Below are 6113 nucleotides of genomic sequence, written 5' to 3' on the forward strand. Positions count from 1 at the left end.
AAACCTGGTCCGAACCTCGGTTGCCCTGATCCGCTTGGCGATGATCAAGCTGATGGCAAGGCGCTTGGCACGCTCATAAACTTTCAGACGGGCTCAAAGAGCGCCACCGATGGCCTGCGCAGCAGTGGCGGGGCGCACTGCAACCTTCTGCTCCATGTGCGGCACCGAACCAGCCGCTACCTCAACAACCGTACCGAGAATTCCCACCGCCCAGCCCGGTGCCGAGAACGACAGATGCAGTGATTCACGTCGCCGGGGCAAGCGCAGCGCTTTCCGTCATTTCACGCCGTGATTTATGGCCATGTCCGTCCACGGCGGCGCCGGATGTCCGCCGATCTATATCGGCGCGTCCGCACCAGGGCCTTTCAGATCTGACGCGAAGAGATTGACGCCCAAACCGCAACGTGACTGCCATGCCATCGTTGTCGGCCCTCTATACGCGTCTCACAAGCCAACAACTTGCCAATGCCATCGTGTGCTATCAAGGCGGCGGCGGATGGCCCTGTCGGTACCGGAGCAGGATTTCTGCTCGGATCGACATCTATAACGAAATCGTGTGCTGATACCGACCGAGCATGGCCTTCATTCTTCAGCAACGGCAGGATCGCGGCGATGCCGATCTCCGCCCAACCTCCACTGCCAGACGACGCGGCGATGCTCCGCACCCTCTCGCGCTCGGCAGTGGAGGCTGGCTGCGCCTATGCAGCGCGCGGCGCGGTGCGCCACCTTTCCATATCTGTGGACGGGCGTGTGATCGAGGCGAAGGTGAAAGGCACAGCAACGCGGCCCTATACTCTGCGCGTCGAGCTGCAGCTGCGGCGCGACGGCGGCACTGATTTTAGCGGCGTCTGCAGCTGCCCTATCGGGCTCGACTGCAAGCACGTCGCAGCGGCACTCTACGCCGCCCGACGCGAACGTGGCGACGTGCCGCGTCTCGCCCCACCGCCCACACCCGTCGCGCCCTTGGCCGAGCCGGTATTGCCGCCCGAGGTCGCCGACTGGCTGCGCCAGCTCGCCGCGATCAACGAGGCGGATCCGGAGGCCTACCCTCCAGATATCCGACAGCGTGTCGTCTACGTCGTCGCGCCGCTTGCCCGACCGGTGGGGCCAGTCTCGCTGAAGGTCGCGGCTTTCTCGGTTACCCTGCGGAAGGATGGCAGCTACGGTGCCGGTAAGGGCGTCCAGGCGCAGGCGGGAACGGCACGGTACCTGCGCCCCTCGGACCGGGCGATCCTGCGGCGAACCGATCTGCTGCGCTATGCGCCCGAGGGGATGCTCAAGGATGCGGACCCGCCCGATCTGCTGCGCCGGATCATCGCCACCGGCCGGGCCCGCTGGACCGCGGTGGACGGGGTACCGCTGCGGGAGGGTCCCGTGCGGTCGGGTAGGCTCACCTGGCAGCTGGAGGCGGATGGACGCCAGCGCTCCGCGCTGGAATTGGAGGATGGACTGCTCGGCCTCGCATTGCCGGCCCCCTGGTATGCCGACCCAGTGAGCGGCGAGCTGGGCGTGGTCGACCTTGGTGTGCCGGCGCATGTCGCGGCACGGCTGCTGCTCGCGCCGCCCATCCCGGCCGAGGCAGCGCCCCTGGTCGCGGCTGAGTTGGGGCGGCGGCTCTCGGCACCGGCGATGGCGCTGCCGGCGACGCTCGATCCGCCGGAGACGCTGCCTGGCCCGCCGGTGCCGCGGCTATTGCTCACCGCCGGCAAGCTGCCGGCCTATGCCATGCGCGGCTATGGTCAGGACCCCTTCCGGCCAGAGATGGACTTTCCTATGGCGCGGCTCGGCTTCCGTTATGGGCCGGTGTTAGTGGTCCCTGACGTGCGCGGCGTTTATGCCCCGTCGCGGCCCGGCACGGACGTGGTCGCGCGCGAGGGGCGACTCTACCGCCTGCGGCGAGACGCGGCGGCGGAGCGCGCCGCGGTGGCACGCCTGCTGGGCATCGGCTTCGTCGCGGCAAGGGTGTCGCTGCCGCCCGGCTCCCAGGCCGGCGCCGATGCATTCTTGCTGGACGACGAGACGGAGGACGATCCCGACTGGCTCTTTGTGCTGCAGGAGGAGATCCCAGCGCTGCGGGCGGATGGCTGGGAGGTGGAAGTCGCTCCCGACTTCCCAATCCGCCTGGTCGAGGCCGAAAGTCCGTTGGAGGCACGGCTGGAGGAAGGCTCCGGCGTCGACTGGCTGGACCTGCATCTCGGCGTGACGGTAGCCGGGCAGCAAGTAGACCTCGTTCCCGTGCTGCTCAACCTGATCGCCGCCGGGGTGGAGCCAGAAGAATTCGCCGAAGGTCCGGTCTTGCTGCCCCTGCTCGACGGGCGGCTGCTCGCCCTACCGCGGGAACAGATCTTGCCAATCCTCTGTTCCCTAATGGAGATATTCGAGAGCGGCGGGCTCGATCCGGAGGCAGGGCGCATTGGCTTTACCCGGATGGATGCCGCGGAGCTGGCCGAGCTTGAGGAAAGCTCTGGCATTGCTTGGCAGGGCGGGGAGGCGCTGCGGGCCCTCGGTGCCCAGCTCCGCGCGGCGGCGGGATCGATCCCGCCGGTTGAACTGCCCGCGACTTTCCTAGGCACGCTCCGACCCTACCAAGCGCAGGGTGTCGCCTGGCTACAGTTCCTGCGCGGTGCTGGCCTTGGTGGGGTGCTGGCAGACGACATGGGCCTCGGCAAGACGGTACAGACCCTGGCGCACCTTGCCATCGAGCACGCGGCCGGGCGGCTGGACCGGCCGGCGCTGATCGTCTGCCCGACGAGCTTGGTGCCGAACTGGCTGCGGGAGGCGGCGCGCTTCGCCCCCGCGCTTCGGGTGCTGCCGCTGCACGGGCCGGCTCGGAAGACCCGCTTTGGCGAAATTGCGGAGCATGACCTGGTGCTCACAACCTACCCGCTGCTGACGCGGGACCAAGAGGCCCTGACGACGCAGGATTGGCATCTGGTGGTGCTGGACGAGGCACAGATCATCAAAAATCCCAATGCCGAGACGACACGACAGGCGCTGCAGCTGCGCGCGCGGCAACGGCTCTGCCTGTCCGGCACGCCGCTGCAAAACCACCTGGGCGAGCTCTGGTCAATCTTCGACTTCCTCACTCCGGGCTTCCTCGGCAGCGCCAGGAGCTTTCGCAGCCGTTACCGCACACCAATCGAGAAGCATGGTGACGCGGAGCGACAGGCTGCGCTGCTCCGCCGCGTGCGGCCCTTCCTGCTACGCCGGACCAAGGAGGAGGTGGTGACCGAGTTGCCGCCCAAGACTGAGATCACCGAGCCCGTAGAGATGGAAGCACCGCAGCGCGCTGTCTACGAAGCAATCCGGCTATCGATGCACACCAGGGTCAAGCAGGCCGTTGCTGAGAAGGGCTTGGCGCGCTCGGGCATCATCATCCTGGATGCGCTGCTAAAGCTGCGCCAGGCTTGCTGCGACCCGCGGCTGCTGGCGATGAAGTCGGCGCAAAAGGCTGGTTCGGCCAAGCTGGAGCGGCTGCTGGATCTGCTCGGCGTATTGCTCGACGAGGGGCGGCGCGTGCTGATCTTCTCCCAATTCACCAGCATGCTGGCGTTGATCGAGGCAGCGCTGCAGAAGGCCGCTATTCCCTACGTGCTGCTGACCGGCGACACCAAGGATCGCGCGGCACCGGTGAGCCGCTTTCAAGCCGGCGAGGTGCCGGTCTTCCTGATCAGTTTGAAGGCTGGCGGCGTTGGTCTGAACCTGACGGCGGCAGACACGGTGGTGCACTACGATCCTTGGTGGAACCCGGCGGTGGAAGACCAGGCAACAGACCGTGCTCACCGAATTGGTCAGGACAAGCGGGTCTTCGTGCACCGGCTGATCACGCTTGGCACGATCGAGGAGAAGATGGTGGTGCTGAAAGAGCGCAAGCGCGCGCTGGTCGCTTCGGTTTTGGAGGCGGAGCATGGTGGGGCATTGAGGTTGACCGAGGCCGATGTGGACGAGCTGTTCGCGGCCACCTGACGCGCTGGGCAAGCCGGGCTGTCATCAGAGTTTTGTCAGCGCTCGCGCCAACCCCAATGCCGCGATACAATCGCAGGGTTCGGTTATGCAACCTGCAGAATAGTGAGCGCAGTGCTGCTGCGACGGTGTTGAAGCAGACGACGGCGGTTGGCGGTGACATGTTGGCTATGGCGGGTTTGGAGGCGGAGGAGGCGGTAACGTGCGTCGAAGCTTCAGCAAAGCAGCTCCGCTGACAGAAAGCTTTTGAAACCGCGCATACATCAAATGCGGCCTTTTACGCCCAATTGATCCTGTTGCACTCTGTTATTACGGGATGGCCCCCTGCCCCGCTGGCAGTTAGTGCACTGCCTCAAACAGAAGGTGCAGGAAGCCTGGCCAGCATGCCGATAATAGTCTTGGCGGGCTTGGTCCAAGGTAAGACCAGTGTGCCCGCTTCGAGGGGGGCTCGCCCGACAAGGCGCAGGTCAACAAGGGTTTACCCGCGTGGGCGGGCCTATCCTCAGCGCAGGGAGGGCGAGCCGTGGCAGAGGATCGCACTGTCTTCTCGGGATCGATGCGGCCAAGTTGACGCACGCGGTAGCGGTGGCTGAGCCTGGCCGACCCGGCGAGGTGCGCTACATCGGCGGGGTCGACGCCAGCCCCGATGCGGTGCGCAAGCTGCTGACCCGACTGGCTGCGCGGCATGGCCAGCTGCACCTCTGCTATGAAGCAGGCCCGACCGGCTAGGGTCTGCATTGTCAGGACGTGGCGCTTGGGCATGCCTGCGCGGTGGCGGCGCTCCCGCACAAACCGGGCGACAGGGTCGTGAACCCTCCCTGGGTTAGCCGGAAGCTGGTGAGTTTGAGCTATGCTGCCCAGCAGGAGATGGCGCTGGCGGCCTGACTCATGCTCACCGGCTTGCGACTCACCCGAGGCGGTTTACTACAAGATTTTTACCCAATGCGTCAGGTGGTTGAGGAAAACCTGAGCTGCACCCGGTTTTCCTGGACAGCCATTTGTCCGAGCGGAGACCGGCATGGTGAGATGCAGCATGGATCAGGACGATCGAGCTGAGACGGGAGATGGGCCTGTGGTCAGCGAGGGCGGGCGCAGCCCGTCCGCGCTGTCCACAGGCCAGGGCGGGCCGGCGAGGGCCGGGGCTGCCCTGGGTCCGCTGGCGCCCGGTCAGCGCTGGAGCGCCGCTCGCAAGCGCGAGGTGGTGCTGCGCCTCATGCGGGGCGAAGCTGTGGAGCTGCTCTCCCGCGAGCTCGGCTTGCCCATCGTCAAGCTCGAGCAGTGGCGGCAGAAGGCCGAGGCCGCACTCGAGGGTGCCCTGAAAGAGCGTGAGGCCGACCAAGCCGACAGCCAGCTCGCCGCCGCCATGCAGCGCATCGGCGAGCTGACCATGGAGGTCGAACTGCTGCGCGCTCGCATGGAGCGGCCTGGCCCTTTGGGGCGGAGGAGGTTGCGCTGATGGCCGGCGCGACTTCCCCAGCCACCGGCCGCCGTTACGGGATCGCGCGGGTCTGCCAGATTTGGAAGGTGCCGCGGTCGTCCTTCTACGCCGCACGCCGGCCGGCGGCGGATCCTAACAGCCCGCCTGCTGTGCCCGCACGTCGCGGTCCCGAGCCGGCGGTGTCCGATGCCGACCTGCTCGCGGCCATCCGGGCCGACTCGGCGTCGTGGAGCACTGGAATGCCGAGATGCTGGGCTGGCACGTGGCCAAGCACGGCACCCGCTACGAGGCCATCCAGGCGCTCGGCATGGCGGTGCGCCAGCAGTTCGGCCATCTGAATCCCGGTGTCGCCCGTGGCCTGGCACTACGCCACGACCACGGAAGCAACTTCATGGCCGACGTGTTCCAAAAACAGATGCGGTTCTGGGGCGTGGCGCCAAGCTACGCCTTCGTCGCCGAGCCGGAGACCAACGGCTGCATCGAACGGCTCTTCCGCACGCTGAAAGAGCAGACCATCCATGACCGCATCTTCCAGACCATCGACGATGTGCGCGACGCCGTCCGCGCCTTCATCGCCCGCTACAACGCCGAGTGGCTGATCGAGAAGAACGGCCACCGCAGCCCCGCCGACATGCGCGCTGCCTGGCAGCAGGAGACTTTCAGGCGCGCCGCGTAAGCCAACCTATTGTCCAGAGAGCCGGGTGCGGTACAT

Annotated in this window: 4 protein-coding genes and 1 pseudogene; all 5 read left to right on the plus strand. The window is 66.6% G+C overall.

The annotated features are described in order from the left end of the window. Positions 1-243, plus strand: a pseudogene (locus EP26_RS37065) (hypothetical protein); the annotation flags it as partial. 369 nt (positions 244-612) lie between these two features. Further along, positions 613-3966 carry a DEAD/DEAH box helicase gene (locus tag EP26_RS29395; protein WP_052389850.1) on the plus strand — a complete coding sequence of 1118 codons (3354 nt, stop codon included), beginning with the start codon at positions 613-615 and terminating at the stop codon, positions 3964-3966. Positions 3967-4530: 564 nt separating this feature from the next. Beyond that, the gene (locus tag EP26_RS38830; RefSeq protein ID WP_157033923.1) at positions 4531-4692 is read left to right on the plus strand and encodes a hypothetical protein; all 162 of its coding nucleotides are present in this window, start codon (positions 4531-4533) and stop codon (positions 4690-4692) included. 304 nt (positions 4693-4996) lie between these two features. After that, a complete protein-coding gene (locus EP26_RS29400; RefSeq protein ID WP_157033924.1) occupies positions 4997-5419 on the plus strand; it encodes a transposase in 423 nt (140 codons plus the stop codon). A 229-nt stretch (positions 5420-5648) separates the two neighbouring features. Beyond that, on the plus strand, positions 5649-6077 hold the full coding sequence (locus EP26_RS29405) for an IS3 family transposase (RefSeq protein WP_052389852.1): 429 nt from the start codon (positions 5649-5651) through the stop codon (positions 6075-6077). The last annotated feature ends 36 nt before the right edge of the window (positions 6078-6113 follow it).

It is taken from the genome of Belnapia moabensis DSM 16746 (assembly GCF_000745835.1).
GTDB classification, from domain to species: domain Bacteria; phylum Pseudomonadota; class Alphaproteobacteria; order Acetobacterales; family Acetobacteraceae; genus Belnapia; species Belnapia moabensis.

Bases quoted from the DNA above. Each gene is read 5' to 3' on its own strand.
- EP26_RS29405 (WP_052389852.1), top strand. From the start codon at position 5,649: ATGCTGGGCTGGCACGTGGCCAAGCACGGCACCCGCTACGAGGCCATC.
- EP26_RS29400 (WP_157033924.1), top strand. From the start codon at position 4,997: ATGGATCAGGACGATCGAGCTGAGACGGGAGATGGGCCTGTGGTCAGC.
- EP26_RS29395 (WP_052389850.1), top strand. From the start codon at position 613: ATGCCGATCTCCGCCCAACCTCCACTGCCAGACGACGCGGCGATGCTC.